Origin of the sequence: Sphingomonas alba (genome assembly GCF_023516555.1) — a bacterium.
Classification (GTDB): Bacteria; Pseudomonadota; Alphaproteobacteria; order Sphingomonadales; family Sphingomonadaceae; genus Sphingomicrobium; species Sphingomicrobium album.
In genome coordinates, this window is record NZ_JAMGBD010000001.1 from 529,265 (window position 1) to 554,491 (window position 25,227).

Annotated in this window: 28 protein-coding genes, 2 tRNA genes and 1 other RNA gene; 20 read left to right on the forward strand and 11 right to left on the reverse strand. The window is 63.1% G+C overall.

The window, feature by feature from the left end; translation table 11 throughout:
- Nucleotides 1-19 precede the first annotated feature (19 nt).
- Entirely contained in the window at nt 20-1,627 is a 1,608-nt protein-coding gene (locus LZ536_RS02725) for a phosphoenolpyruvate carboxykinase (protein WP_249846766.1), read from the reverse strand.
- A 177-nt stretch (nt 1,628-1,804) separates the two neighbouring features.
- Here LZ536_RS02725 and LZ536_RS02730 point away from each other — a divergent pair, with 177 nt between their 5' ends.
- The 7 genes from LZ536_RS02730 to LZ536_RS02760 all read left to right on the forward strand — a co-directional run bounded on the left by LZ536_RS02730 (nt 1,805) and on the right by LZ536_RS02760 (nt 8,328).
- Nucleotides 1,805-2,341, forward strand: coding sequence for a YkgJ family cysteine cluster protein (locus LZ536_RS02730; RefSeq protein ID WP_249846767.1), 537 nt, complete (start codon nt 1,805-1,807; stop codon nt 2,339-2,341).
- The gene (locus tag LZ536_RS02735; protein ID WP_249846768.1) at nt 2,331-3,473 is read left to right on the forward strand and encodes a nucleotidyltransferase family protein; all 1,143 of its coding nucleotides are present in this window, start codon (nt 2,331-2,333) and stop codon (nt 3,471-3,473) included. The genes LZ536_RS02730 and LZ536_RS02735 overlap by 11 nt, the downstream gene beginning before the upstream one ends.
- Nucleotides 3,474-3,476: 3 nt before the next feature.
- A complete protein-coding gene (locus LZ536_RS02740) occupies nt 3,477-5,414 on the forward strand; it encodes an asparagine synthase-related protein (protein ID WP_489146317.1) in 1,938 nt (645 codons plus the stop codon).
- A gap of 162 nt (nt 5,415-5,576) precedes the next feature.
- Nucleotides 5,577-6,473 carry a hypothetical protein gene (locus tag LZ536_RS02745; protein ID WP_249846769.1) on the forward strand — a complete coding sequence of 299 codons (897 nt, stop codon included), beginning with the start codon at nt 5,577-5,579 and terminating at the stop codon, nt 6,471-6,473.
- Between the two features lie 83 nt (nt 6,474-6,556).
- Entirely contained in the window at nt 6,557-7,651 is a 1,095-nt protein-coding gene (locus tag LZ536_RS02750) for a 50S ribosomal protein L11 methyltransferase (RefSeq protein ID WP_249846770.1), read from the forward strand.
- A 13-nt stretch (nt 7,652-7,664) separates the two neighbouring features.
- Nucleotides 7,665-7,943: a PqqD family protein gene (locus tag LZ536_RS02755; protein WP_249846771.1), complete on the forward strand. Its 279-nt coding sequence runs from the start codon at nt 7,665-7,667 to the stop codon at nt 7,941-7,943.
- Nucleotides 7,936-8,328 carry a lasso peptide biosynthesis B2 protein gene (locus tag LZ536_RS02760; RefSeq protein WP_249846772.1) on the forward strand — a complete coding sequence of 131 codons (393 nt, stop codon included), beginning with the start codon at nt 7,936-7,938 and terminating at the stop codon, nt 8,326-8,328. Before LZ536_RS02755 ends, LZ536_RS02760 begins: the two co-directional genes overlap by 8 nt.
- A gap of 2 nt (nt 8,329-8,330) precedes the next feature.
- On the opposite strand, the gene thiE is transcribed toward LZ536_RS02760, so the two are convergent.
- Nucleotides 8,331-8,999, reverse strand: a complete 669-nt coding sequence (thiE, locus tag LZ536_RS02765; protein WP_249846773.1) for a thiamine phosphate synthase — start codon at nt 8,997-8,999, stop codon at nt 8,331-8,333.
- 35 nt (nt 9,000-9,034) lie between these two features.
- On the opposite strand from thiE, the gene LZ536_RS02770 reads away from it, so the two are divergent.
- The gene (locus LZ536_RS02770) at nt 9,035-9,421 is read left to right on the forward strand and encodes a hypothetical protein (protein ID WP_249846774.1); all 387 of its coding nucleotides are present in this window, start codon (nt 9,035-9,037) and stop codon (nt 9,419-9,421) included.
- On the opposite strand, the gene LZ536_RS02775 is transcribed toward LZ536_RS02770, so the two are convergent.
- From LZ536_RS02775 to tkt, 4 genes are read right to left on the reverse strand one after another with little or no spacing between them, the layout of a single operon-like run.
- Nucleotides 9,418-10,305: a fructose bisphosphate aldolase gene (locus tag LZ536_RS02775; RefSeq protein ID WP_249848538.1), complete on the reverse strand. Its 888-nt coding sequence runs from the start codon at nt 10,303-10,305 to the stop codon at nt 9,418-9,420. The genes LZ536_RS02770 and LZ536_RS02775 overlap by 4 nt on opposite strands.
- Before the next feature lie 11 nt (nt 10,306-10,316).
- The gene (locus LZ536_RS02780; RefSeq protein WP_249846775.1) at nt 10,317-11,522 is read right to left on the reverse strand and encodes a phosphoglycerate kinase; all 1,206 of its coding nucleotides are present in this window, start codon (nt 11,520-11,522) and stop codon (nt 10,317-10,319) included.
- Nucleotides 11,523-12,530, reverse strand: coding sequence for a type I glyceraldehyde-3-phosphate dehydrogenase (gene gap / locus LZ536_RS02785; RefSeq protein WP_249846776.1), 1,008 nt, complete (start codon nt 12,528-12,530; stop codon nt 11,523-11,525). It abuts the gene before it with no gap.
- The gene (gene tkt, locus LZ536_RS02790) at nt 12,527-14,515 is read right to left on the reverse strand and encodes a transketolase (RefSeq protein ID WP_249846777.1); all 1,989 of its coding nucleotides are present in this window, start codon (nt 14,513-14,515) and stop codon (nt 12,527-12,529) included. The genes gap and tkt overlap by 4 nt, the downstream gene beginning before the upstream one ends.
- 120 nt (nt 14,516-14,635) lie before the next feature.
- Between tkt and LZ536_RS02795 the strand changes: the two genes are divergently transcribed.
- The 7 genes from LZ536_RS02795 (at nt 14,636) to LZ536_RS02820 (ending at nt 17,697) form a co-directional block, all read left to right on the forward strand.
- Nucleotides 14,636-14,806 carry a hypothetical protein gene (locus LZ536_RS02795; protein ID WP_249846778.1) on the forward strand — a complete coding sequence of 57 codons (171 nt, stop codon included), beginning with the start codon at nt 14,636-14,638 and terminating at the stop codon, nt 14,804-14,806.
- A complete protein-coding gene (locus tag LZ536_RS02800) occupies nt 14,806-15,141 on the forward strand; it encodes a cell division protein ZapA (protein ID WP_249846779.1) in 336 nt (111 codons plus the stop codon). Before LZ536_RS02795 ends, LZ536_RS02800 begins: the two co-directional genes overlap by 1 nt.
- A 12-nt stretch (nt 15,142-15,153) precedes the next feature.
- A non-coding RNA gene (ssrS, locus tag LZ536_RS13155) (6S RNA) lies at nt 15,154-15,310 on the forward strand.
- Nucleotides 15,311-15,341: 31 nt separating this feature from the next.
- Nucleotides 15,342-15,887, forward strand: coding sequence for a 5-formyltetrahydrofolate cyclo-ligase (locus LZ536_RS02805; RefSeq protein ID WP_249846780.1), 546 nt, complete (start codon nt 15,342-15,344; stop codon nt 15,885-15,887).
- Nucleotides 15,884-16,111: a DUF2842 domain-containing protein gene (locus LZ536_RS02810; RefSeq protein ID WP_283938376.1), complete on the forward strand. Its 228-nt coding sequence runs from the start codon at nt 15,884-15,886 to the stop codon at nt 16,109-16,111. The genes LZ536_RS02805 and LZ536_RS02810 overlap by 4 nt, the downstream gene beginning before the upstream one ends.
- A gap of 54 nt (nt 16,112-16,165) precedes the next feature.
- Nucleotides 16,166-17,266 carry a cell wall hydrolase gene (locus LZ536_RS02815; protein ID WP_249846781.1) on the forward strand — a complete coding sequence of 367 codons (1,101 nt, stop codon included), beginning with the start codon at nt 16,166-16,168 and terminating at the stop codon, nt 17,264-17,266.
- 86 nt (nt 17,267-17,352) lie between these two features.
- A complete protein-coding gene (locus tag LZ536_RS02820) occupies nt 17,353-17,697 on the forward strand; it encodes a hypothetical protein (RefSeq protein ID WP_249846782.1) in 345 nt (114 codons plus the stop codon).
- A gap of 143 nt (nt 17,698-17,840) precedes the next feature.
- Here the strand turns inward: LZ536_RS02820 and LZ536_RS02825 are convergent.
- The 5 genes from LZ536_RS02825 to LZ536_RS02845 form a co-directional block, all read right to left on the reverse strand.
- Nucleotides 17,841-17,917, reverse strand: a tRNA-Asp gene (locus tag LZ536_RS02825).
- 44 nt (nt 17,918-17,961) lie between these two features.
- Complete coding sequence (locus LZ536_RS02830) at nt 17,962-19,149, reverse strand: AI-2E family transporter (protein WP_249846783.1); 1,188 nt, start codon at nt 19,147-19,149, stop codon at nt 17,962-17,964.
- Between the two features lie 50 nt (nt 19,150-19,199).
- A tRNA-Leu gene (locus LZ536_RS02835) sits at nt 19,200-19,283 on the reverse strand.
- Between the two features lie 67 nt (nt 19,284-19,350).
- Nucleotides 19,351-20,640 carry a GGDEF domain-containing protein gene (locus tag LZ536_RS02840; protein ID WP_249846784.1) on the reverse strand — a complete coding sequence of 430 codons (1,290 nt, stop codon included), beginning with the start codon at nt 20,638-20,640 and terminating at the stop codon, nt 19,351-19,353.
- Nucleotides 20,641-20,736: 96 nt separating this feature from the next.
- Nucleotides 20,737-22,245, reverse strand: coding sequence for a YifB family Mg chelatase-like AAA ATPase (locus tag LZ536_RS02845; protein WP_249846785.1), 1,509 nt, complete (start codon nt 22,243-22,245; stop codon nt 20,737-20,739).
- 187 nt (nt 22,246-22,432) lie between these two features.
- On the opposite strand from LZ536_RS02845, the gene LZ536_RS02850 reads away from it, so the two are divergent.
- The 5 genes from LZ536_RS02850 (at nt 22,433) to yidC (ending at nt 25,223) form a co-directional block, all read left to right on the forward strand.
- Nucleotides 22,433-22,750: a hypothetical protein gene (locus tag LZ536_RS02850; protein WP_249846786.1), complete on the forward strand. Its 318-nt coding sequence runs from the start codon at nt 22,433-22,435 to the stop codon at nt 22,748-22,750.
- A gap of 84 nt (nt 22,751-22,834) precedes the next feature.
- Nucleotides 22,835-22,969 (forward strand): 50S ribosomal protein L34, encoded by a 135-nt coding sequence (gene rpmH / locus LZ536_RS02855; RefSeq protein ID WP_037504084.1) that lies wholly within the window; start codon nt 22,835-22,837, stop codon nt 22,967-22,969.
- Between the two features lie 5 nt (nt 22,970-22,974).
- Nucleotides 22,975-23,292, forward strand: coding sequence for a ribonuclease P protein component (rnpA, locus tag LZ536_RS02860; RefSeq protein WP_348538833.1), 318 nt, complete (start codon nt 22,975-22,977; stop codon nt 23,290-23,292).
- Complete coding sequence (gene yidD / locus LZ536_RS02865) at nt 23,289-23,501, forward strand: membrane protein insertion efficiency factor YidD (RefSeq protein WP_249846787.1); 213 nt, start codon at nt 23,289-23,291, stop codon at nt 23,499-23,501. Before rnpA ends, yidD begins: the two co-directional genes overlap by 4 nt.
- 21 nt (nt 23,502-23,522) lie before the next feature.
- A complete protein-coding gene (gene yidC / locus LZ536_RS02870; RefSeq protein ID WP_249846788.1) occupies nt 23,523-25,223 on the forward strand; it encodes a membrane protein insertase YidC in 1,701 nt (566 codons plus the stop codon).
- Nucleotides 25,224-25,227: the final 4 nt, after the last annotated feature.

Consider the following 25,227-nt stretch of genomic DNA (forward strand, 5'->3'; position numbering starts at 1 on the left):
GATCGAGTGACCGGGCTATTTAGGCGGTAGCGATGACTTTCGGCGCGGCTTGTCGGACGCCTTCGTCGACGTGCTCAGCAAATTGCGCGAAGTTCTCCACGAACAGGTCGACGAGCTTGGCCGCCGTGCGGTCATATTCGTCCTTGTCCGTCCATGTGTTGCGCGGGTCGAGGATGGCGGTATCGACACCCGGAACCGCAACAGGCACGTCGAAGCCGAAGTTCGGGTCCTTGCGGAACTCGACGTTCTTCAGGCTGCCGTCGAGCGCGGCGTTCAGTAGAGCGCGGGTCGCCTTGATCGGCATGCGGCTGCCGGTGCCGTACTTGCCACCGGTCCAGCCGGTGTTGACCAGCCAGCAGTCGGCATTGCCCTTCGCGATCCGCTCCTTGAGCAGGTTGCCGTAGACGCTCGGCGGACGTGGCATGAAGGCCGCGCCGAAGCAGGTGCTGAAGGTCGCGGTCGGCTCGGTCACACCGATTTCGGTCCCGGCGACCTTGGCGGTGTATCCCGACAGGAAGTGGTACATCGCCTGGTCGGGGGTCAGGCGCGAGATCGGGGGCAGCACGCCGAATGCATCGGCGGTCAGGAAGATGATCGTCGACGGCGGCGGACCGAGATTGTCCTTACTGGCGTTCGGGATGAACTCGATTGGATAGGCGCCACGCGTGTTCTCGGTCTTGCCGGCGTCATTGAAGTCGAGCTCCCGCGTCGTCTCGTCCATCGCCACATTCTCGAGGATCGTGCCGAACATCTTGGTCGTCGCGTAGATCTCCGGCTCACCCTCGGCGGACAGGTTGATCATCTTGGCGTAACAGCCGCCTTCGAAGTTGAAGACCGCCGTATCCGACCAGCCGTGCTCGTCGTCGCCGATCAGCGTCCGGCTGGCGTCCGCCGACAGGGTCGTCTTGCCGGTGCCCGACAGCCCGAAGAAAATCGCACTCTTGCCGTCTGCGCCGATATTGGCCGAACAGTGCATCGGCATCACACCCTGCGCGGGGAGCAGGAAGTTGAGCAGGCCGAACACGCCCTTCTTCATCTCGCCCGAATATTCGGTGTTGCCGATCAGGATCAGCTTCTCCGTGAAATTCACCGCGATGACCGTGTCGCTGCGGCAGCCGTGCCGCTCAGGATCGGCCTTGAAGCTCGGCAGGTTGATGATCGTATATTCCGGAACATAGCCGGGAAGCTCGCTCGCGTCGGGGCGAACCAGCAGCGTGCGCACGAACAGATTATGCCACGCCAACTGCGTGATGACACGGACGTTGACCCGATATTCCGGCTGGCTGCCGCCGTAGAGGTCGGCGACGAAGAGTTCTTCCTTGTCCTTCACCGCATCCAGGAAGTCGGCCTTGAGATTGGCCCAATGCTCGCCCGACATCTCCTGGTTGATCGCGCCCCAGTTGATGGTGTCCTCGGTGGTGACGTCGCGGACCACATATTTGTCCTTGACGCTGCGACCGGTGAACTTGCCCGTATCGACAAGCAGCGCGCCGTCCTTGGTGAGCTCGCCCTCGCCGCGCGCGATCGCCTGTTCGACCAGCGGTGCGGTCGTCAGGTTCCAGTGCAGCTTGGCCGAGGTCTCGATACCCTGTGCGTCCAAGCCGTGTCGCGAAACGCGCTCGCTCAACTCTCATCCCCTTGAAAAATCAGACGGCGGCGGCTCTTCAGCCTGCCGCCGTAGCTACCTTCCCGCGCCTATACCGATGGGGTGCCATTCGGTCAAAGGCACGGCCGCTTCCGTCCGGCAGTCCCGAAGCTTATTGTCTCATCCAATGCCCAATTGGGCGCGTTGCAGGCGGATTTGATGGCCGAAGAGCAAATTCCCACTCCGCTGAAAGGGCAAGCGGAAGACGTCGCCCAGGCCTCGTCCCTGTGCGTCGACTGCGGACTGTGCTGCAATGGCTCGCTTCACGACGCGGCGGCTCTCGATGAGGATGAGGTAGACGCCGCCCGGGCGGTTGGGCTGGATGTCATTCGCAACCTCGACAAGACCGGCTTCGCCTTCCCCTGCCCCAAGCTCGACGACACGCGCTGCACGATCTTCGGCCAGCGCCCGAGGGTCTGCAGCCGGTTCATGTGCAAAGTACTGGTGGATCTCCGCGAGGACAGGCTGACGTTCGACGAAGCCACCGCCCATGTCCGCGAGGCCCGGCGGTTGTATGCGGACATGATGGCGGAGCTACCGGACTACATCCCGTTGCGGGCGGCACGATTGCTGATCAGGAACTCCGCGGCGACGCCTGCCCTGCAGCCGCTGGTCGACAAGGGCACCGTGTTTCAGCGCTACCTCGACGATCATTTCCGCAAGCCCAACGACGGGAAGATGATCGATGCGTCCTGACGACGCGGACGTTCGAGACTTCCTGGCGGCCGCACTGCGCGGCGAGCAGGTGGTCTGGCCGGGCTCCGCAGAGCCGGGCGATGTTGCTGAAGCCGCGATCTACCAAGGCGTCGCCGGCCTGCTTATCGAGCGAGAACATGAGTTGGCATCATGGCCGCCGGAGACCATCGACCGAATGCGTACAGAGGCCCGCGGGCGCGCCATGTGGGAACTGCGGCACCGACTATTATTGGCCGAGTTGCTTGACTCGTTTGCGGCAGGCGGAATCGACTGCCTGGTCTTGAAGGGCACGGCGGTCGCGTACGACCTTTACGCCAATGCAGCGACCCGAATGCGCGGGGACACGGACTTGCTTGTTGCTGCAAAGGACGTGGCGAGTGCGAAGGAGGTGCTTTGCGCGTTGGGGTATATGGATCAGACCCTCGGCGGCGTGTCACCCGAGTTCGCCCTCCAGCAAACCTGGACACTCAAGTCGGCGTCGGGCGCGGCCCATTCGATCGACCTTCACTGGCAAGCGTTGAACGCGCCCTCTTTAAAGGGGCTGCTTCGCTTCCAGGACTGCCTCGCCCATTCGATAGGGTTGCCGCGTTTATCCCCGCACGCTCGAACCATGGATCGCGCGCGTCTGCTGGTTCACACCTGCCTGCACCGTGCTACCCAGCATAATGCGCCCTATGTCGTTGACGGGGCCACCTATTATGATCCCGGACGGTTGATCTGGTTGTGGGATATCCACCTTCTTGGGAACGCCTTGAGCAGCCGGGAATGGCTGCAATTGTCCGCTCTCGCGAATGACATGAAGGTTTCCGGTCCATGCCTCGAAGCACTGACGGCCGCGGCGTCGAGTTTCGGAACACCAATCCCCAACGAGACGGCGCGCGCTCTTGGCGAATCCGCAGTTGCCGACCGGACCAATCGATATTTCACACAATCGCACGCCGCCAGCCGCGCCATCCAGGACATTTGGGCGATCCCCGGCTGGCTGAGGAAGCTCAAATATGTGCAGTCGCGTATCGTCACTACGGAGCCGTTCCTGCGTGCCAAATATCCGCAACTGGCGGACCGGCCGCTGCCGTTGCTTTACGGCCGACGCCTGTTGGACGTCGTGCGGCGTAAATCGAATGCGGGCTGAAGGATGAGCGGCATTTTCGGAATCCTGACGCTGGATGGAAGTCAGCCCGAGCAGCGCGACCTGGACGCGATGGCGTCGGTCCTGACGACGCGGGGCCCTGACGGCACGCATTGCTGGCGAAATGGCAAGGTCGCGTTGGGCCATACCTTGCTGGCGACGACCCCCGAGGCGCTCGTCGAGGTCTTGCCCCTGACCGACGCCGAAACAGGCTGCACGATCACGGCGGATTGCCGGCTCGACAATCGCGAAGAGTTGATACCGAAGCTTGGCATAGACGGCGTTGAACGCGTGATCGGCGACGGTGAGATTATCCTGCGGGCCTATCTGAAATGGGGTGAAGAATGCCCAGCCAAACTACTCGGCGACTTCGCCTTCGCCATCTGGGATCCGCGCATCTCGCAACTCTTTTGCGCCCGCGACCACATGGGGATGCGGCAGCTGATTTATTATCATCAGCCCGGCGAGCTGTTCGCTTTCGCGACCGAAGCGGAGGCAGTGCTTGCGCACGCCGCGGTGCCACGCAGGATCAACGAGGGTCGCATCGCCGACTTCCTCGACGATCTCGAAGGCCGCGACCTGAGCTCAACATTCTTCGAAGATGTTCTGAGGCTCCCGCCCGCCCATTGCCTGATGGTGAGCGGAAATGGCGCCAACCTGCATCGCTTTTGGACGCTGGGACCCGGCCCAGCCCTGAAGCCGGAATCCGACGACGCTTTCGCGAAAACATTCCTGAATATCTTCGAAGAGGCCGTTCGTTGCCGTCTGCGCAGCCCTGGGCCCGTCGGATCCATGCTCTCCGGAGGCATGGATTCAGGCTCCGTCGCGGCCATGGCGGCAAGGCTTCTGGAGGACAGCGGACGAGCTCCCTTGCAATCGTTTTCCGCAGTCGGGCCCGATCCCGAGGCCTGTATCGAGACACGCACGATCCTGTCGGCAGCCGGGATCTCTGGGATAAAGGCGACCCTTCTCGACCATGCGGACATCGCCGCCGACATCGAGTCACTCAAGGATCTTCCAGAAGGTGGCGAACCGTTTGATTACCACATGACCCTGATCCGGGCTGTCTATCTCGCGGCCCATGATCGGGGATTGAAGATCATGCTGGACGGCGTCGCCGGCGATATCGCCTTGAACGCGGGCAATCGCGTTGTTCAGCTGTTGCGCGAAGGAGAAATCTTGTCGGCGATCGGCGAGGGCCGAGCCGAAGCACGGTTCTGGGGCTCGAGATGGCCTTTCTGGAAGACGTTCCCGCAAGCCGTTTGGAGCGCGTGGGCCCCGCGTGCCGTCCGCGAGTACAGGCGGCGAGCGCGCTCATGGCTGCGCGACCGGCGCATCGGTCGCAAAGGCATGGTGTCGGGCTCTTTCGCTGAAGAGATCGACTTGCGAGCTCGAAGGGAGAGTTACCGGTCCCACTCGTCCGATGAGCCAGAATCCATCACCCAAAAGCGCGCCCGATCCATATTGCATCCGCATCTCGTGGCGGCGCGAGAGCGATATGATCGTGTGGCCTCGGCCCTAGGAATTGAGCCGCGCGATCCCTTCATGGACGTGCGCTTGCTGCAATTCTGCCTGTCGCTCCCGCCTGAGCAGCTTCAGTCCAGGGGTTGGCCCAAGGCTATCCTGCGCAGAGCGATGCGAGGCCTCCTGCCCGAACAAGTTCTCTGGAGGTACGGCAAGGAGCATTTGGGCTGGGCATTTACGACGGCATTGTTCGAGCGATGGGCGGGTTGGTCCGAAGAACTCGAAATAAGGCCATCCCCGATAGGCCGTTACCTCACTCCGAACGCGATGGATGAAAGCAACCATCCGCGAGGGAAAGGGTTAGACATGGAACAAAAAATTAAGCTATTCTTTCTGCAGAGGTGGCTGGGGCGAGCCCAAACCGATCGCTCTGGGACCGCGCATAATTCGGGGATTGAGAATGTCGAAGAAAATGCCTGAACAGTCGCAAGCCGTTGCCCGCAAGCCGTACTCTCGACCCGGTCTCACGGTTTACGGCGGCATGGCTGCTTTGACGGCTTCAGGCACCCAACCGCCCACCGAAAATGGCGGTCAGCCGCAAAAGCATCCATAGTAGGCGCCCCCAAGCTTAGCGTCGAAAAGGTGATTGACGTTTTGCGAAGCGGTCTCCCTGGATGGAGTCTGCGTAGGGAAAATGCCGATACGGATCTCGCCAAGCACCTAATCCAAGACCCGGCCTGGATCGACGAACCTGGCTTGTTGCATGTGTTTGCCATCTGCCACGACAGAGAACCTCGCTATTACCTGCGGTTTTGCGACGAAATTGGGGTCGACGTTCGATTTGGCAGCCGAACCATTGTTGAACACGCTCTTCGGCCGGATATCCCGCAGTCGACCCGCGACCACTTTCTCGCGGATCAGGTGCTCCCGCGCATTCTGGGCCACAGTGGAGCGTTAGTACTTCATGCTGCGGCCGTGCGCATCGGAAATGGTGCCGTTCTCCTCTTGGGGAAATCAGGATCCGGCAAGTCCACGCTGGCCGCAAGCTTTGCGCAAGCCGGCCATGGCTTGCTTGGCGACGATGCCCTGATCATTTCGTGGCGCGGGCAAGTTCCCCTCGCAAGGACGGTCTATCCCAGTCTGCGGCTTTTTCCAGATTCGCTTGGCGCGCTGTTCGCCGAGGAGACATTGACGACTTCTGTTGCCCATTACACTCCCAAGCTCCGTGTAAATGTGCCCTTGAAAGACCTGGACGAAAGCGGGCGCTTGCCTGTGCACGCAATGTTCGCGCTGGGAACTGCCTCTCGGGACAACGAGATTCTCATCAGGCCAAAGACCATCGCTAACGGTTGCATGACCTTAATCGAGAACAGTTTCGTGCTGGATCCCACGGACCCAGGTCGCGCGCCTTCTCGCCTCGAGGCCGCAAGCAGACTTTCCGGCCAGGTCCCGACTTTCGACCTTTACTATCCCCGTGCCTATTCCTGGCTGCCCGATGTCCGGGCTGCGATGGTTGAGGCTCTGGGCAAAAACACCTGATATCATTGGACTGCAGCGCCATGGGACTTCCGACGGGTTATAATATTCTTGGCTACGGCCTTATGGTTACGTCGGAGCCGCGCATGTCGGCCTACGCTGACGCGTTGCGAAAGGCTGTTACGCCTGGATGTACTGTGTTCGACATCGGTGCGGGACAGGGAATTTTTTCTATCCTGGCCTGCAAATATGGTGCCGGTGCCGTGGTGGCGATCGATCCCGACGACACGATTGCGCTGGCCCGGGAGCTTGCGGCCAACAATGGCTGTGCCGACCGGATCACATTTTTCCAGGGACTGTCGACCGATTTTCAACCGTCAGTCAGGGCGGATGTGATCGTATCGGACATCAGGGGCGGACTTCCGTTATTCGAACATCATATTCCGTCCATTGTAGACGCACGCGAACGGCTCCTGCGCCGCGGCGGCACGCTGATCCCGATGCGCGACACCATCCGCATTGCCCTTGCGGAGAATACGAAGGCCTACGAACTCCACGAAAGGCCATGGTTGGAAAACAAGTTCGATATCGACCTGACTGCAGGGCATCGCTTCGCCTGCAACGTCAGGACGAAAGCAGAAATGGCACCTGCCGACCTTTTGTCTGAACTGCAGGATTTGCTCACGATCGACTATCGCCATGTGACGGATACCGATGCCACTGCATTCGCAACGCTTTCCGCGACCAGGTCTGGAACTGCCCACGGCATGAATCTGTCATTCCAATCGGAACTCGCGGAGGGCATCTCCTTTTCGACCGAGCCGGGTGTGCCGGAGAACGTCTATGGCCAGAATTTCTTTCCATTCCAACGACCTGTGGAGCTGGCGGCCGGCGACCACGTTGACGTCGAGATTAGCGCACGCCTGGTCGATGGTTCCTATATCTGGAACTGGAACAGCGAATTCCGCCGACAGGGGCAGAGCGGGGCCCCGTTGAAGTTTCGGCAGTCCAGTTTCCTTGGCAAGATATACTCGCCCCAGTCGCTTGCCCGCCAGTCCAGGCAATTCATCCCCCCGGCTTCCGAGGCTCAGCAAATCGATCAGCTTTGCTTATCGCTGGTCGATGGAAAGCGATCACTTGAGGCAATTGCTGGCGAGCTAAATGCTAAGTTCCCCAACCGATTCACATCGGCGTCGGACGCCCTTAATCACGTCGCGAATTTGACCGCGCGTTATCGCTAGCTAGAACAGTCCCATGGCCGATATTTTCGACGAGCACCTTGTTCCGAGCACCGATGCAGTCGAAAGCGCCGTCGGCGACGAAACGGTCATTCTCCACCTGAAAAGCGGCACCTATTTCGGGCTCGACGCCGTCGGTACGCGTATCTGGGCGATGGTTAAGGATGGCGTTGCGACCGCCGACATCGCGAAATGCCTGACCGAAGAGTTCGATGTTACCCAAGCGATCGCTGAAGCGGATGCCCGGCGATTCATCGGAGAGCTGAAGGCGAACGACATCCTCATCAATGGTTAGGCGCCGCCTCGACCTGCCGACCGTTCTCGATCTCATTCGCGCGAGTTGGGAATTGGCGCTCGCCCGCAAGCGGCTCGATAGCGTCGATGCCAAGGCTCTGGTCGTGGCCGGTGATAAACCGGCGGGCCCAGAACAGGTCGACCGCCTGGTTTTCGCAGTAAGCGCAATGGGCGCCCGGGTCCCGTGGCGGTCGGATTGCCTGGTTCAGGCGCTCGCCGCCCAGCATTGGCTGGCGAGCATGGGGATCGGCAGCAGCATTCACTTGGGGGTGAAGCCGTCAGAGGCTCCCATCGACGCGCATGCGTGGCTGAAGGTCGGCGACCGGATCCTTCTTGGCGGCGATGTCGCCGACTATTCGGAGTTCCCGCTGCACGACGAGCGCTGAACTTACTTCAGCGCGAAGACCTCGTTGAACCGCGCGACCGCCGCGCCCGGATCGTCCTTCCCCCATACCGCCTGGCAGACGGCGATGAAGTCGGCGCCTGCATCGAGCAAAGGCCGGACATTGTCCGGCGTGATGCCGCCGATGGCGACGCACGGGATTTCGAACAGGCTTGCCCACCAGCTCAATAGTTCCGGCTTCGGCCGATAGTTCGAAGGCTTGGTCGTCGTCTCGTAGAACGCACCGAAGGCAACATAGTCGCAGCCCGCCTCTCCCGCTTCCATCGCCAGGTGGCGGCTGTCGTGACAGGTGCGGCCGATCTGGGCCGCTGGCCCGAGCAGGGCCCTCGCCTCACGCGGATCGCCGTCGCTCTGGCCCAGATGCACGCCGTCGGCGCCTAGCCGCTTGGCCAGCGCCATGCTGTCGTTGACGATGAAGGCGCAATCGTGATCGGCGCAAATGCGCTGCAGCGGCTCGGCCAGCCGCGCCAATTCATGCTCGTTCTTGTCCTTCACCCGCATCTGGAAGGCGGCGACGGGGCCACCCTCCAGCGCTGCTTTCAGCCGGTTGGGAAATCCGCCTCCGACGTCCTGCGGGCTGATCAGGTACAGGCTCGCGGGCTGCGTGCGCCTCGGCGGCGGGAATTGCGTCAGGTCGACTTCGTCTTCATTCATGCCGCGCTCATTAGCCGAGGGCCAGCATCCGTCCAATGAAAGCCATACTTCCCCTGCTCATCTTGGCGCTCAGCGCCTGCGCCGCCACCGTCAACGGCCCGGTCGTCGACGGCGGCCCGATCCGCCAGGACGGACTTGCCATGCTCGGCCAGCCGACGCGGGTCGGCAGTCTGGTCGTCACCCCGATGAAGCTGGTGGAGGACAGCCGCTGCCCGGTGAACGCGCGCTGCGTCTGGGCCGGCCGGGCCGTCGTCACCACGCGGATTGACGGCACGGGATGGCGCGAGACCGCGAACCTCGAGCTAGGCAAGCCCTACGCCACGCACAATCTCAGCGTGCAGCTCAGCTCGGTGCAACCGGAGAAGGTCGCTGGCCAGCAACCGCCGGCCCAGGCCTATGTCTTCGGCTATACGGGCGGCTAAGCGACCGAGGCGCCGTGGATTTCGTCGATGGCCGTGCCGAGGGTGCGGTCGAACTCGGCGTCGTCCTGGTCGTGGCGCAAATCTGACAGCAGCGCTCGGCTGAAGCTGGCGATCATGCCGGGGTTCTTGGCCAGCTCACGGACGGCATCGGCGCGGCTGAAGCCACCCGACAGCGCCACCACGCGCAGCACCTTCGGGTGATTGACCAGCGGTGTGAACAGACCGGCCTCGGCCGGGATCGACAGCTTAAGCATCACCTGTTCGCTGGCCGGGACCGATTCCAGGTTCTTCAGGATCTCGTCGAGCAGGATGCGGTCGGCGGCGGCCCGCTCCGTGCTCTTGATATTCACTTCCGGCTCGATGATCGGGACCATGCCGTGGCCGAGCACCTGGCGCGCGACGTCGAACTGCTGCTTGACGACAGCGGCGATGCCTTCGGGATTGGCGAGGTTGATGACCGAGCGCTCCTTTGTGCCGAACACGCCGAGCGTCTTCGCCTTGGTGAGCAAAGCGTCGAGCTCCGGCATCGGCTTCATCATCTGGACGCCATGCGCCTCATCTTCGAGGCCCTTGTCGATCTTGATGAAGGGCACGACGCCCTGGTCGATCAGCGCCTTCGGGACCGGCTTGCCGTCGATGTCGCCATCCATTGTCCGCTCGAACAAAATCGCGCCGATGACCTTGCCGCTGCCGAACGACGGCGAAGAAATGATTCGCGAACGCATCTGGTGGATGAGGCCGAACATTTCCTCCTCACCCGACCATTCGTCGCCGCGATAGCCATACCCTTGCAGCGCCTTGGGGGTCGAACCGCCGCTCTGGTCCAGCGCCGCGATGAAGCCCTGGCCGTTCGCGATCTTCTCGCGCATCTCGCTATTCGTCATTGTCATCAGTCCTATGCTTGTTCGAGGGCGGCGACGCCGGGGAGCGTCCGCCCTTCCATCCATTCCAGGAAAGCGCCGCCGGCGGTCGACACGAAGGTGAAATCGTCCGTCACTCCAGCCTGGTTCAATGCCGCCACCGTGTCGCCGCCACCGGCGACCGAGACGAGGCTGCCGTCCTGCGTCAACGCAGCCGCCGTCTTGGCCAGCGCGACGGTCGCCGCGTCGAACGGCGGCGTTTCGAACGCGCCTAGCGGACCGTTCCAGACCAATGTCCGGCAGGTTTTCAACGCATCGGCGAGCGCCTCAACGGCGGCCGGGCCGATGTCGAGGATCATCTCGTCCGCGGCGACCTCATGCACATTGCAGGTGCGTAGGCTCGGCGGATTGGCCGCGAATTCCTTGGCCACGACGACATCATAAGGCAAATGGATCGTGCAGCCGGCGGCATCCGCGCGTTCGAAAATGCTCTCCGCTTCACCGAGCAAGTCCTTCTCGCAGAGGGACTTCCCGACGTTGACCCCGCGTGCGGCCAGGAAGGTGTTGGCCATTCCGCCGCCGATGATCAGGTGATCGACCTTGCCGACGAGGTGGCCGAGCACGGCGAGCTTGGTCGAGACTTTGGCGCCGCCCACGACGGCGGCGACCGGGCGCTCGGGGTTACCAAGCGCGCGCTCCAACGCCTGCAGTTCAGCCTCCATCGCCCGTCCCGCGAAAGCCGGCAGCAGATGCGCAACTCCCTCAGTCGAGGCATGCGCGCGATGCGCCGCGGAGAATGCATCGTTGACGTAATAGTCGCCGAGCGCCGCCATTCCCTTGGCCAACTCTGGGTCGTTTTTCTCTTCGCCGGCATGGAAGCGCGTATTCTCAAGCACGCCGATATTACTCGGCAGCATGACCGTGACCGCCCGAGCCGCTTCCGGCCCCTGGCAATCCTCGATGAAGCGCACGGACCGCCCGCTCAGACGGTGAATCGGCAGCACCAGTTGTGCCGTCGACATGTCCGGACGCGTCTCGCCCTTCGGCCGTCCGAAGTGCGAGAGCAACAGGACGATGGCGCCGTGGTCGCTCAATTCGAGCACCGTCGGCAGCATCGCCCGCAGCCTTGTGTCGTCGGTGACCTTTGCGCCGTCCATCGGCACGTTGAGGTCCACGCGAACCAGCACCTTCTTGCCGGTCAATTCCTCCGGCAGGTCGTCGAGGGTCTTGAAGCCGGGCACTTAGCCGAGCTTGGCCATCGCCCGCGCGGTGTCGACCATGCGGTTCGAGAAGCCCCATTCATTGTCATACCAGCTGACGACGCGGACCAACTTGCCTTCGATGACCGCGGTTTCGAGGCTGTCGACCGTCGAGCTCGCTGGATTGTGGTTGAGGTCGATCGAAACCAGCGGCTCGTCGGTATATTCGAGGATGCCCTTCAGGGGGCCGCTCTCGGACGCCGCCTTCAGCGCCGCGTTGATCTCTTCCTTGCTCGTGTCGCGGCCTGGAGTGAAGGTCAGGTCGACCAGGCTGACGTTCGGGGTGGGAACGCGGACGGCCGAGCCATCGAGCTTGCCCTTCAGCTCCGGAAGGACTTCGCCGACGGCGCGTGCGGCGCCAGTGGTCGTCGGGATCATCGACATCCCGGCAGCGCGTGCACGGCGCATGTCCGGGTGGATCTGGTCGAGGATCTTCTGGTCGTTGGTGTAGGCGTGGATCGTCGTCATCAGCCCGCGCTCGATGCCGACCAGATCGTTCAACACTTTGGCGACTGGCGCCAGGCAGTTGGTCGTGCAGCTGGCGTTGGAAACGATCCGGTGATCTCCGGTCAGCTTGTCGTGGTTGACGCCATAGACGACAGTGAGGTCCGCACCCTTGGCCGGCGCCGAGATGAGGACACGCTTGGCGCCGGCGTCGAGATGCTTCTGACCGCCTTCACGGTCGGTGAAGAAACCGGTGCATTCCAGAGCGATTTCGACGCCGAGACCCTTGTGCGGCAGCTTGGCCGGGTCGCGCTCGGCGGTGACGGCGATGCGCTTGCCGTTCACGGTGAAGGAGCTGTCGTCATAGCTGATCTCGCCGGGGAACCGCCCGTGGACGCTGTCGCGCTTGAACAGCAGGGCGTTCGACTTGGCGTCGGCGAGGTCGTTGATAGCGACCAACTCGAGCCCGCAGTCCGGCCGTTCCAGAATGGCCCGGGCGACGAGGCGGCCGATGCGGCCGAAACCGTTGATGGCGACTTTGGTCATGCAATTTCCCTTATTCTCATATGCGCGAGGACGCGCTCGGTGATCTTGGGCGCGGTCAGCCCGAAATTGTCGTAAAGGTCCTTGGCCGGTGCCGAGGCGCCGAAGCGGTCGATGCCGATCCGCAGGCCGTGGAGGCCTGTGTAGCGCTCCCAGCCGATGGTCGTGCCGGCCTCGATCGAGACGCGCAGGATCTGGCGGTTCGAAACGTCCGGCAGGATGTCCTCGCGGTAGGCCGCGTCCTGGGCGTCGAAAACATCGGTGGATGGCATGGACACGACATCGGCGCCGATCCCCTGCCCTTCAAGGGCGATGGCGACGTCGAGGGCAATCTCGACCTCAGAACCGGTGGCAAGGATGATGACCTTCCGCTCGGCCTCCGCGCGTTTCAGCCGATAAGCGCCCCTGGCGCAAAGGTTGGAGCTTTCTGCCTTCGTCCGCACCGGCCGCAAATTCTGACGGGTCAGCGCCAAGAGCGACGGCTTGTCGTCTTGCAGCGCCAGCGCCCAGCACTCGGCCGTCTCGATCGCGTCCGCCGGTCGGTAAACGGTGAGGTTCGGAATCATCCGCAGCGCCTGCAGGTGTTCGATGGGCTGGTGCGTCGGGCCATCCTCTCCAAGCCCAATCGAATCATGCGTCATGACGTGGATGACCCTTGTCTCGGAAAGCGCGCCGAGGCGGATGGCCCCGCGGCTGTAGTCCGAGAAGACAAGGAACGTGCCACCATATGGGACGACACCCCCATGCTGGGCCATGCCGTTCATCGCCGCGGCCATGCCGAACTCGCGGATGCCGTAATAGATGTAACGGCCGCCGTAATTGTCGAAGGTCAGCGGCTCCTGGCCCTTGGTCTTGGTGTTGTTCGAGCCGGTCAGGTCGGCAGAGCCGCCGATGGTGGCAGGAATGGCGGCGTTAATCGCTTCCAGCGCCATTTCCGACGCCTTGCGGGTCGCGACCGGCTTCAGGTCGACCAGCAGCTTGTCGATGTAAGGCTTCAGCCAGGCGTCGTCGTATTTGCCGCCGATGCGAGCCTTGAATTCGTCAGCCTTGCCGCTGGCCTCTAGGCGGCGATTCCAGTCGCCGCGTTCCGTGGCGCCGCGCGATCCGGCAGCGCGCCACGCCTTGGCGACATCGTCCGGGATCTCAAACGGCGGGAATTCCCAGCCCAGTTCCTTGCGGGCAGCCGCAACCTCGTCGGCGCCAAGCGGCGATCCGTGCGTCGCCGACGTGCCCTGCTTGTTGGGCGCTCCGTAACCGATGATCGTCTTGCAGCGGATCAGGCTCGGGCGGGGATCGGCGACTGCTTCGTCGATGGCCTTGGAAACCTTGCCGCTGTCCATGCCGTCGCATTCGGCAGTGTGCCAGCCGCATGCCTGGAAGCGCGCGATGACGTCCTCGTTGCGGCTCAGCTCGGTCGATCCGTCGATGGTGATCTTGTTGTCGTCCCAGAGGACGATCAGCCGGCCGAGGCGGAGATGGCCGGCAAGGCCGACCGCCTCATGATTGATGCCTTCCATCAGGCAGCCGTCGCCGGCAATGACGTAGGTGCGGTGGTCGACCAGTTCATCGCCATAGACGGCGTTCAAATGGCGCTCGGCGATCGCCATGCCGACGGACGCGGCCAAGCCCTGCCCCAGCGGTCCGGTCGTCGTCTCGATGCCCGGCAGCTCGAAATTCTCCGGATGTCCGGCGCACGGGCTGCCAAGCTGCCGGAAATGCCGGATGTCTTCCATGGTCGGCCGAGCGTAGCCGGTGAGGTTCAGGAGCGCGTAGATCAGCATCGACCCGTGACCCGCGGACAGGACGAAGCGGTCGCGATCGGGCCAATGCGGATCGGCGGCGTCGAACTTCAGGTGGCGCGTGAAGAGCGCGGTCGCAGCGTCCGCCATGCCCATCGGCATGCCGGGGTGACCGGAATTGGCGGCTTCGACGGCATCCATCGCCAACGCGCGAATGGCATTGGCTAGTCGGCGCTGGGTCGGCTGCATTGGGTCTCCGTCGCGAAGGGCCGGCCGAAAGGATTACGCCAGCCGATGCGTGGCCCTATTGTCGGTGAGCCGAGCAGCGTCAACCTTGCCCCGTGATTACAATCCTTTTAGCGAGGGCAAATGAGCGACGAAGGTCTAGTTTCAGCACTCGACCGCGCAGATCGCGCGATGGAGCGCATCGAGCGGGCTCTTTCTCGCCTGAAGGCGGGCAGCGGCCGTGACGAACGGCTGCGTGCCAGAGTGCGCGATGTCGTCGCCGAGCTCGACTCCATCATCGAAGGGGCACGCTGATGGCGCATGTCGACCTGCTGATCGCCGGCCGCAGCTACCAGATCGCCTGCCGCGATGGTGAAGAGGACAATCTTCGCGCCGCGGCCCGCCTCGTCGATGCCAAGAGCCGGGAAGCGCTGTCGGGCCTCGGCACGTTGAGCGAGTCGCGGCAGCTCCTGTTTGCCTCGCTCCTGCTCGCCGACCAGCTGGTCGACGGCAGCGGCGGCGCGGTGATGGCACCGCCGCCACCGGAGCCCGCCGGCCCCGACCCTGTTATCGTCGATCGGGTAGTCCGGCTCGCCGAGCGGCTCGAATTGCTTGCCGATTCCCTTGAGAATGGGGCGGCGGACGCTTAAATAGGGTTGCGACGGGTACTGCCCGGTGCGCGCTTTTCGGAAAATCCCTGAGGCGATTAAATCTCCTAGGGGACTGTCCCTGTCCGGGCCCTGGCCCGGTGCATATGGTTCCCACCTGACGTTTGTGGCGTCAGAGGATTTTAGGGCAAACGGCCATGGTGGTCCCGTCACATTCCCCGGTTTTGGCAGATAAAATCGCCTTGAGGCGCCTCGGGCGCGAACGCCGCCAAGCCTTTGTCGCGGGGCTCGATCCTGCTGAACGCGGCCGCCTGGAGCAGCAGCTCGCCGACGTACTCAAGCCCTTGCTCGACAAGTCGCGCGTGCTGGGCGGGTACGCACCATTGCCGACGGAGATCAGCCCGCTGCCGGCCCTCGAAGCCGCCGCAGCGCAAGGCACGATTCTCGCTTTTCCGGCCTTTTCCGATCATCAGAGCGCCTTCCGTTTCCGGGCCGGCGACCCGACTGAAACGGGGCCTTGGGCCATCCTGCAGCCGGCTCTGGACGCCCCACACGTCAATCCGGACCTCGTGCTGCTGCCGCTTGTGGCGGTCGATCGCAAAGGCACACGCCTTGGCCAGGGCAAGGGCCATTACGATCGAGCCGCGTCCGACCTTCGCAAGCAGGGCGGCATGCTGATCGGCGTCGGCTGGGCGGTCCAGATGCTGGACGAAGAGATTCCCGCCGATGCCTGGGACCTGCCGCTGGACGGATTTGCCTCGCCCGAGGGCCTCAGGATGTTTCGTTGAGCGGCCCTATTGTTGAGCCTTCATGGCGGAAACCGGCCGGAATCTTCGGAATTCTGGCCATAATTGTGCTATGGGCGGCGCTCGTCGCATCGCTGGCCGCGTTGGTCGAAAAGTGGCCTGTATTATTGCAGGGCCTTTTCTATCTCGTTGCCGGCATCGCCTGGATTGCACCCTTGAAGCCCTTGCTTCGCTGGATGGAAACCGGGCGGTTCAGGGCGGAGTAAGGCCCTTTATTGTATTATCCGTGTTATATGAGTAATACAGCTTTAGCAGCAAGAATGACACCGAGTCTGACGATCGATCTGGCCCGTCCGTGGCGCACTCACCCGCGTGAGACCGTGGGACTGGGATTGCTCGGCCTGGCGACGGCGGTCGCGCTTGCCGGCGCTGCCATGTCGACCGATCGACTGCCGGGGGCACGCGCTGCCCGTGCGGACAAAGCTCTGCCCTCGTCGCCGGCCGCGACCGACATCCGCAATGTGGATGCACAGACGGCGGAGCAATTGAACGCGGCTATTCCCTTTGCGAGCGGACCGAACCCCGCTGCGCGGCCTTTCACCATGGCCAAGGCCGGTGCGGAGACGCGTGATCGCGCACTCGAGTGCCTGACCAGCGCCATTTATTACGAAGCCGGCCAGGAGCCGCTCGAGGGCCAGCAAGCCGTTGCCCAGGTCGTTCTCAACCGCGTTCGCCATCCGGCCTTCCCGGCGAGCGTCTGCGGCGTCGTCTACGAGGGCTCGACGCGCAGCACCGGCTGCCAGTTCACCTTTACCTGCGACGGTTCGCTCGCCCGCGCGCCGGAGCGCTCGGCATGGGATCGCGCTCGCGAGGTCGCTCGCGCCGCCCTGAATGGCTTCGTGCAGCCGGCGGTCGGTAACGCCACCCACTATCACGCCAATTACGTCGCGCCTTACTGGGCGCCGACGCTCAACAAGACGACATCGATCGGCGCACACATTTTCTATCGCTGGAGCGGCGGCTGGGGCCAACCGGCGGCATTCAGCCAATCCTATTCGGGTCACGAATCCGATCCGAAGGCTTTGCGCTATGCGGCGCTCAGCGTTCCGCACAATATCGTCTCGCCGGTTGTCGCCGCTGCGCCGGCCATGACCAAGATCGAGGGCGTCCAGGTCGTCCAGAACGACGGCAAGCGCATTCGCGTACTCTTCACTCCAGAAGCTCGCGCGGCGGTCGAGAAGGTGAAGCACGTCGATTATATCGAGCGTGTCTCCGCATCCGAGAACCTGCGCGATATGCTTGGCGGCGCTGCGCCAGCCGTAACCGAAAAGCCGCTCGGCCGGGTTAGCGAAGCCGCCCCGGGCCCGTCGACGGTAGCCGCGGCCACTGCCGCGACCGGAGCGCCGGTTTCGGGTAACTAAAACTGCGACCGAAATGGCGGTTTAAGTAACGCCGGCAAAAGGTGAACTCTCCTACCCGCAGACTCCTTGCCACCCAGGAGTCCAGCGTGCCGAACGCCGCCAAGCGCCTTTATGTCCCGGAATTCGCGCACGTCGCCCGAACCCTGCTCATTGAGTTGCGGGAGGCACACCGCCGGCTGACCGCCGAACTCGCTTCAATGGATCGGATCACGGCGAGGAATGCCGCGGACCTGACATCCTGCACCACCGCCCGCTGGCAGCTAAGCCAGGCAGTCCTCCAGCGAAGGCTGATCGCGGCACGCATCTGCGATTATTTCATACATCGCCTCGATGCCGGGCGGCGCGACCAGCTGAAACAGCTGATGGTGGCTGATCGGGCTCGCTGCGGGAAAGCTCGGCGGATCTGGGCCGTTGGTCCACCACCGACCTAGAATCGGATTGGACGGGATTCTGTCAGGCTTCGCGGGAAATCCGTCGCCGGGAGCATGCCCACATCGTGCTGGAACAGCGGTTGCTTTATCCCTTGCTGCGGGGCGCAGTGAAAACCGCGGCCTGAATTGCGAATCGCAAGGGATGGCGCGAGTGACGGGGCTCGAACCCGCGACCTCCGGCGTGACAGGCCGGCGCTCTAACCAACTGAGCTACACCCGCTGAAAAACGGCGTGGCGGGCAACTAGGTGACGCCCCGAAACCTGTCAACCGGTGGAAGACGCCTCTTCGTCGTCTTTTTCGTCATCCTCGCCGATGTGGGTCAACGTCCCCTGTTCAAACAAGAATCCGGCAATGTCGGGCGTGCCCGCCGCTGAAAAGATCGTCTTGAAGATGATCAGCAAGGGAACTGCCAGCAAGGCACCCGTGGTGCCCCAGACCCAGGCCCAGAAGCTCAGGGACACAAGGATCAGCAACGGGTTCACCTCGATCTTGCGACCGACGATCATTGGCGTGATCGCATTGGCTTCGACGAGGTGCAGGCCGATGAAGATTGCCGGCGGCAACATCGCCGCCCAGACGTCGGGGAAGGTCATCAGTCCGCCGATGAACAGAAGGAATGCGGAGACGATGGGACCGAGGTAAGGAATGTAGTTGGCCACCGCGACGATACCGCCCCACATGACCGGCGAATCCATGCCCAGGCCCCACAGGATGAGCGCGGTGAGGGCCCCGAGGCAGACGTTAATGACGGTGATCGTGCCGATGTAGGTCGAGGTCGCCTCGACCACCTGCTGGATGACCCGCGCCGTCGTCATCGCCCCTTCGAAACTGCCACGGCTCTTGATGGTGCTGCGGCGCATGCCGGTCCAGCCGGACAGGAAGAAGAAGACCACCAACAACGCGAAGAACAGTTGGATCGCGGCGTGCGGCGCTGAGGCGGTCACGAGGCCTAGCAAGGAATTGGGCGTCTCGACACGCACCGCCCGTGCATTGGAGCTGGAGACTACGATCTGGGAAAAGATCCGGTCGATATATTTGTCGAGGCTCTTGTAGAGGTCGAGAACCGGCGCGAGCGCGGACTGCACCCTCCCAATCCTCTCCGGGACCTGGACCACCCAGTCCATCGCTGGGACGACGATCGAGCCAATGGCGAACGCCATGATCGACAGGAAGATCACGACGCACATCACTGCAGCAAGCTTTGAAGGCACGCCCCGACGCTCGAACCATTCCAGCATCGGGACCAGCGCAATGGCGACGACTAATGCCGCGGTAACCGGAAGGAAAAACTCGGCCCCCGCTCGCAAAGCGAACGGCAGGCCGACGATCACGCCGATCCCTGCAATCAGCGTCAGCGAAGCCAGCAACCGGTCGCGCCGGACGGCGACTTGCTCGACGGCCTGTTCCAGCTCCGCTGCGCTCGCCTGGGTGCTATCGGTGCGCTTGTCCATCCGCGGCAGCATATCCGCGTGCGGCGGAAGCGAAAGCAGAATTTCTTGGATGGTGCCCCTGGTCCGACTCGAACGGACACTCCGTGAAGAACTCGATTTTGAGTCGAGCGCGTCTACCATTCCGCCACAGGGGCCCCGGGCCGAGCGCCCCTAGCTAGTGATAGCTGGCCAGCGAGGCAACCCGCGGGGTGAAAGCCCGCTCTAAATGCTGGCCGCCGCCCTGATCGATGTAACCGATGCCGGCCCTGCTTTGCCTGCCGCAGACATGACAACCCGGTTTCGGCCACCGTTCTTTGCCTCGTAGAGGGCCTCGTCCGCTTGCCGGATCCAGCGCTCGATGCTCATCCCGCCTGCCCGATCGAGCACCGAGACGCCGACGCTGACCGTGACATTGCCCAGCGGGCTTTCCGAATGAGCGATCCCAAGCTCGGCAATCGCGAGCCGCATCTTGTCCGCCCGCACGGCCGCCGCACGGATCGACGCCGCCTTCATCACGATCAGGAACTCTTCGCCGCCAAGGCGATACGCCGTGTCGCCTTCGGCCAGCGACCCGCGAATGGCCTCGGCTACCAGTTGCAGCGCCTGATCGCCGGCCAGGTGACCTCGGCTGTCATTGAACTGCTTGAAGAAATCGATGTCGCACATCGCCGCGCAATATTGGTGTGGCGAGATGTCGGTCAGGAGCCACTTCGGCGCGTCCTCATTGAGGCTGAGGCGCGTGGCGAGACCGGTCAATGGGTCGACGCGTGCCTGGCGAAAGAGGCGTTGGTTGAGTTTCTGAAGCTCGAGTTGATTCTCCTCCAGCTTTACAGCGGAGCTTTCAGCAGCGGTCCGTGCAATCTCGATTTCCTTACCCCACCGGCGCACCGGACCAACGAAAGCGAACCAGCCGACGACGATCAGGGCCAACGACATTCCGGACAGGGATATGATTGTCCACAAGTAGAAATTCAGGCGGCTTCGTGTCGACTTGACGAACCGTGCCGCATGTTTTTCAATCGCTCTGATGCCCTCGTAATAGACATTGTTCAGATAGTCGTAGCGCGAGCTGCGAATGAGCTTCTGGGCGCTTGGGAGCTTGCCTTTGCTGGCAAGATCAAGCGCCTGGTATTCCATGGCAATCAACTTCAGATCCGCCTCGTCCACCGTTGCAATCGCCGCTTCATTCTGGCCCGACTGCAGATCGCGGCGAAGCGAGCTCAACGTTTCCCTTAAGACCGGCTGTATGGTGCGGTATCGGGCAGCCGCTTCGCTATCGCCGTTCGTCACGACGGCTTTCATCGACATCTCGAGGACGGTTCCATAGTGGTCGACCTTCTCGGCCGCGGTGATCACGTCGATCTGCGCCCGCATTTCGTCGCGGATATTGTCGCCCACTCGCCACGTCAGGGTGATCGAAGCCAGCATGAGGGCGATCATCGCCAGGATCCCGAGGCGGAACATGCCGATGGGAAAACGCGATGACTCGTGGCTTCGCGCAGGTTCGATCATGGTTTTTGCTTTCGTAGATGCGTTTGACGTGCGCCTACGGTTGCCCGGCGTAAGAAAGGCTTAGTTGCTCATCCGAAACGGATGAGGTTCACTCGATCAGTTCCTCGGCGCTTGGTGGCGATAGCTGAGGGCTTCGGCGACGTGGATCCGGCCGACCTGCTCCGCCCCCGCCAAATCGGCGATCGTCCGCGCCACTCGCAGGACCCGATGAAAACCGCGTGCCGACAGCCGCATTGCCGCGGCTGCGTCTGCAAGCAGTTTGCGGCCGGGCTCGTCCGGCGTTGCGACACTATCGAGCAGCTCTCCGTCCGCCTCCGCATTCGTGCGCGGGCCATGGCCGTTGTAGCGTATGGACTGCACATCTCTCGCCTGTGCCACGCGCTTTGCAACTTCTTCACTCCCCTCTGCGGGCGGGGGCAGGGTCAGATCGGCGGCGCTCACTCCCTGCACATCTACGTGCAGGTCGATGCGATCGATGAGGGGCCCCGACACCTTCGCCTGATAGTCGGCAGCACAGCGCGGCGCCCGCGAGCAGGCCAGCGCCGGATCGCTCAGATGTCCGCAGCGGCACGGGTTCATTGCCGCGATCAGCTGCACCCGCGCGGGAAAGGTCACGTGCGTATTCGCCCGGGCGACGCTGACATTGCCAGTCTCCAGCGGCTGTCGCAGCGAATCGAGTACGGCGCGCTGGAACTCGGGCAGTTCGTCGAGGAACAGTACGCCGAGATGCGCCAGGCTGATCTCGCCCGGCCGCACCTTCAACCCGCCGCCGACCAAGGCCGGCATCGACGCCGAATGATGCGGCGAGCGGAACGGCCGTCGCCGGACCATCCTTCCGCCGTTCAACTCACCTGCCACCGACGCGACCATTGAGACTTCCAGCGCCTCGGCCGGTTCGAGCGGCGGCAAGATTCCCGGCATGCATGCAGCAAGCAGAGACTTTCCCGCCCCCGGCGGACCGCTCATCAGCAGGTTATGACCACCCGCCGCGGCAATCTCCAGCGCGCGCTTGGCCGTTTCCTGCCCCTTAACCTGTTTAAGGTCCGGACCGCCCGTCAGCGGCTCCGCCTCACCCGGCTGCGGCGCTGCCAGCAAGGTCGTACCCTTCAAATGCGCGAGCAACGCCAACAAATCCGGCGCTGCAAGCACCTCGACATCGCCGGCCCAGGCCGCCTCTGCGCCCTGTCCAGCCGGGCAGATCAGTCCCTTTCCTTCGCTACTCGCGTGTAGCGCCGCCAGCAGCACTCCCGGGGAGGCGGCGATCCGCCCGTCGAGGCTCAACTCACCGACAGCGACATAATGCGAGAGGCTTTCGGCATCGGTCGCCCCGATCGCCGCCAAGAGGCCAAGTGCGATCGGCAGGTCGAAATGCGAACCTTCTTTCGGCAAATCCGCCGGCGACAGATTGACCGTGATTCGCTTGGGCGGCAACGCGAGTCCGATCGATGCCAATGCCGCGCGCACTCGCTCCCGGCTCTCGGCAACGGCCTTGTCCGGCAACCCGACGATGACGAAGGCCGGCATTCCGGCGGCGAGCTGTACCTGCACCTCGACGGCGCGAGCCTCGAGTCCCAGATATGCGACAGTTGAGACGATCGCGACCATTACGGCCGCTCCTGGAACGCGATACTGACCGGCGGCAAATACCCCCCTAACTCGGCGGCGCCGACCCTAGCGCCGCTCGCGCTCGACGCAAGCACTTGCCGACCGCGCCGCCATTGCCCACATGCCCGCCATGATCACGCGTAGGCAGTGGCTGCGTTTTATAAACCACCCGTTAGTCGAATGGTCGATGTTCGGCCTGGGCATCCTCTTGATGCTCGCTTCGATTCCCGTCGGCGCCCTTCCCGGCCCGGGCGGAATCTTCGTTTTCGCTGCCGGCCTGGCGCTTGTTCTCAGGACCAGCATGTGGGCCAAGCGGCGCTACGTGAGGTTCAAGCGCTGGCAGCCCAAGGCCGGGCGCTGGGCCGACTGGGGTCTGCAGCGCCGCAGTGCCAAGCGCCGCGAGGAGCTTCGCAAGGAACGTAAGGAACGGCACAAACTTGAAGCGGCTGCCAAGAGTCCAGCCGATACTCAGGTTAAAGCCGCTTCTGACGTCCACGGCGATTGACTTTGACGGCTCACCCCTATAGTGGCGCCCCCAACAACGGCCGCCCTTTGGCGGCTCTTTTTTCTTATATTCGAGGCATGAGCGATGAAGCGCACTTTCCAGCCGAGCAATCTGGTCCGCAAGCGGCGGCACGGATTCCGCAGCCGCATGGCGACGGTCGGCGGCCGCAAGGTGCTGAACGCGCGCCGCGCACGCGGCCGCAAGAAGCTCAGCGCCTAGTCACGATCCGCAAGCGGTCAGACTTCCTGGCCGCCAACCGCGGTACCCGAATCCCGACGCCCGGCTTCGTCCTCCTCGTCCGCAAGCGCGATGACGGGGATGACGCGCTGCGTGTCGGCTTCACTGTGACAAAGAAAATCGGCAATGCCGTGGTGCGCAACCGCATGAAGCGCCGCTTCCGCAAACTCGCGCGTGAGCTGGTACCGGCGGACGGAATGCCCGGCACCGATTTTGTCATGATCGGCCGCTCCGGCGGGATCGAGCGCGACTATGGCCTGCTGCGCCAGGACCTGGCCAAGGCTCTGGACAAGGCGCGCCGGTGATCGGCAAGGCCCTCATCGGCATCTGCCGCCTGTGGCAGAAAGGCCCGTCGCAGGTGCTGCCGCCGTCCTGCCGTTACCAACCCAGCTGTTCGGCCTATGCGATTACCGCAATTCAACGCTATGGGGCCGCTCGGGGTAGCTGGATTGCCCTGAAACGAATCTTTCGCTGCCATCCCTGGGGCGGCCAGGGCTACGACCCCGTACCCTGACAGACATGAGGATCTGACCGCTTGAACGAACATCGCAACATGATCCTCGCGATCGTGCTGAGCCTTCTGGTGCTGGTAGGCTGGAGCTTCGTCGCGGAACGCTGGTTCCCGACCGCGCAACCGCAGACCCAGAAGGTCGAAGACGGCAAGGTAAAGCCGTTGGCGCCTCCCAGCACTTCACCGGCTGCGCCGCAGGCTTTGCAGGCGCGTTCGGCGGTCATTGCCTCGACCCCTCGCGTTCGCTTCCAGAATTCGTCGATCAGCGGCTCGATCAACCTGAAGGGCGCGCGCATCGATGATTTGGTGATGCTGAAGCACCGCATCACGATCTCGAAGAAGTCCGGCCCCGTGCCGCTGCTGTCGCCGCAGGGCGCCAAGGCCGCCTCGTTCGTCGGATTTGGCTGGAGCGGCGATGGCGTCGCCGTTCCCGGCCCCGACACCATCTGGCAAGCGAATGGCTCCGAGCTCGCCCCCGGCAAGCCTGTAGCCCTGACCTGGACCAATCCCGCGGGCCTGCGGTTCGAGATCGACCTCGCGGTCGACGACCAATATCTCTTCACGGTCGCGCAAAAGGTCACCAACGCCAGCCCCGCTCCCGTGGCGCTCCGCCCCTATCTCTTCGCCAGCCGCGCCGGGCGCTCGCACGATGTATCGAGCCCGACCGTTCACGTCGGCCCGATCCGCGTTGCGGACGGCAAGGCCGATTACGAAGTCAGCTGGCAGAAGGTCCGCGAGGCAGGCCCTGCCCTCAATTTCTCCAAATCCAAGGGCTGGATCGGTTTCACCGACAAATATTGGCTGACGGCCCTGATTCCAGACGGCGGGACCACCAATGATTTCCGCCATTCCGACGCCGGCCCCTACCAGGCTGACGCCGCCGCCGATCAGCAGGTCGTCCAGCCGGGCCAGACTCTCCAGTTCAAGTCGCAGGTCTTCTCGGGCGCCAAGGAGAAGAAAGCGCTCGATGGCTATGAGAACGGCGGGATTGAACTGCTGTCCAAGTCGATCGACTGGGGCTGGTTCGAATGGTTCATGCGGCCGATTTTCAACCTGCTCAATTGGCTGTTCAAGGTGACCGGCAACTTCGGCGTCGCCATCATCTGCCTGACGCTGATCGTCCGCGGCCTGATGTTCCCGATCGCGGACCGGCAGTTCCGTTCGATGGCCGGCATGCGCCGTATCCAGCCGAAGCTGAAGGCGATCCAGGAGCGCTACAAGGACGATAAGGTGCGGCTGCAGCAGGAAATGCTGAACCTGTACAAGCAGGAAAAGATCAATCCTGCCGCCGGTTGCCTGCCGATCCTGCTCCAGATCCCGGTCTTCTACGCGCTCTACAAGGTGCTCATGGTGTCGGTGGAAATGCGCCACCAGCCCTTCGCCTTGTGGATCCACGACTTGTCGGCGCCCGATCCGGCGACCGTCCTCAATCTGTTCGGCCTGCTGAACTTTACGCCGCACGGCTTCCTCGCCATCGGCGTGCTGCCGATCCTGCTCGGCGTGACCATGTTCATCCAGTTCAAGCTGAACCCGCAGCAGATGGACCCAGTCCAGCAGCAGATGTTCAGCATCATGCCCTGGATCCTGATGTTCGTAATGGCGCCGTTCGCGGCGGGCCTCCAGCTCTACTGGACCGTCTCGAACATCCTGACGATCTGCCAACAGTGGTGGCTCTACAAGCGCTACGACCTCCACTATTCCGACACGCACCCGGTAAAGACCTGAAGCC

Bases quoted from the DNA above. Each gene is read 5' to 3' on its own strand.
- thiE (WP_249846773.1), bottom strand. From the start codon at position 8,999: ATGAATGAAGACGAAGTCGACCTGACGCAATTCCCGCCGCCGAGGCGC.
- LZ536_RS02850 (WP_249846786.1), top strand. From the start codon at position 22,433: ATGTTCGGCCTGGGCATCCTCTTGATGCTCGCTTCGATTCCCGTCGGC.
- LZ536_RS02735 (WP_249846768.1), top strand. From the start codon at position 2,331: ATGCGTCCTGACGACGCGGACGTTCGAGACTTCCTGGCGGCCGCACTG.
- LZ536_RS02845 (WP_249846785.1), bottom strand. From the start codon at position 22,245: ATGGTCGCGATCGTCTCAACTGTCGCATATCTGGGACTCGAGGCTCGC.
- LZ536_RS02795 (WP_249846778.1), top strand. From the start codon at position 14,636: ATGAGCGACGAAGGTCTAGTTTCAGCACTCGACCGCGCAGATCGCGCG.
- gap (WP_249846776.1), bottom strand. From the start codon at position 12,530: ATGACCAAAGTCGCCATCAACGGTTTCGGCCGCATCGGCCGCCTCGTC.
- LZ536_RS02840 (WP_249846784.1), bottom strand. From the start codon at position 20,640: ATGATCGAACCTGCGCGAAGCCACGAGTCATCGCGTTTTCCCATCGGC.
- LZ536_RS02740 (WP_489146317.1), top strand. From the start codon at position 3,477: ATGAGCGGCATTTTCGGAATCCTGACGCTGGATGGAAGTCAGCCCGAG.
- LZ536_RS02775 (WP_249848538.1), bottom strand. From the start codon at position 10,305: ATGACGAATAGCGAGATGCGCGAGAAGATCGCGAACGGCCAGGGCTTC.
- LZ536_RS02830 (WP_249846783.1), bottom strand. From the start codon at position 19,149: ATGGACAAGCGCACCGATAGCACCCAGGCGAGCGCAGCGGAGCTGGAA.
- LZ536_RS02755 (WP_249846771.1), top strand. From the start codon at position 7,665: ATGGCCGATATTTTCGACGAGCACCTTGTTCCGAGCACCGATGCAGTC.
- LZ536_RS02760 (WP_249846772.1), top strand. From the start codon at position 7,936: ATGGTTAGGCGCCGCCTCGACCTGCCGACCGTTCTCGATCTCATTCGC.
- tkt (WP_249846777.1), bottom strand. From the start codon at position 14,515: ATGCAGCCGACCCAGCGCCGACTAGCCAATGCCATTCGCGCGTTGGCG.
- LZ536_RS02750 (WP_249846770.1), top strand. From the start codon at position 6,557: ATGTCGGCCTACGCTGACGCGTTGCGAAAGGCTGTTACGCCTGGATGT.
- LZ536_RS02815 (WP_249846781.1), top strand. From the start codon at position 16,166: ATGACACCGAGTCTGACGATCGATCTGGCCCGTCCGTGGCGCACTCAC.
- LZ536_RS02800 (WP_249846779.1), top strand. From the start codon at position 14,806: ATGGCGCATGTCGACCTGCTGATCGCCGGCCGCAGCTACCAGATCGCC.
- rpmH (WP_037504084.1), top strand. From the start codon at position 22,835: ATGAAGCGCACTTTCCAGCCGAGCAATCTGGTCCGCAAGCGGCGGCAC.
- LZ536_RS02770 (WP_249846774.1), top strand. From the start codon at position 9,035: ATGAAAGCCATACTTCCCCTGCTCATCTTGGCGCTCAGCGCCTGCGCC.
- LZ536_RS02730 (WP_249846767.1), top strand. From the start codon at position 1,805: ATGGCCGAAGAGCAAATTCCCACTCCGCTGAAAGGGCAAGCGGAAGAC.